Here is a 500-nt window from a genome sequence, read left to right on the forward strand (position 1 = left end):
CGTAATGGATTAACCTGACGATTTGTATAATATTCGTGCAGTTTTCTAAAAGCCTCATTATGTCGAATCATCGGCATCATAACTCTAAATAGGAGGGCACGCAGCTTTCTTCTGCCACGTTTGGAGATGCGCTTTTGCCCTTTGTGCTGTCCGGAAGAACTCTCTCGTAATGTTAACCCCGCGAGTTTGATTAGTTGGCGTGGGTCTTCATAGTATGAAAAGCTTCCGATTTCAGCTAATAAATCAACTAGCGTTGTATCTCCTAGTCCTGGTACCGTTGATAGCCACTCGTACTCTACAGAAGTTTTTACAAGCTCAACTAAGTGTTGAGTAATCCTCTCGATATCTTGTTCCAGCTGATGGTAACGGCGAACGAGCGTGGCGATTTCAATACGGGCCATCTCACGTCCTTCTGTTACTCCAATGGAATAAGCAGCGACTTCAATGAGGCGCACTGCTTTTGGTCGTTGGGGAGATTTGAGCCCCTCAATCTTTCGATA

Annotated in this window: 1 protein-coding gene; it reads right to left on the reverse strand. The window is 45.0% G+C overall.

Annotated features, from left to right (window positions below; translation table 11 throughout):
* A partial coding sequence (locus A2U94_RS20215; protein ID WP_156482331.1) for a transposase occupies positions 1-500 on the reverse strand: 500 nt, incomplete at both ends.

It is taken from the genome of Bacillus sp. VT 712, assembly GCF_001614195.1.
Classification (GTDB): domain Bacteria; phylum Bacillota; class Bacilli; order Bacillales; family Bacillaceae_H; genus Priestia; species Priestia flexa.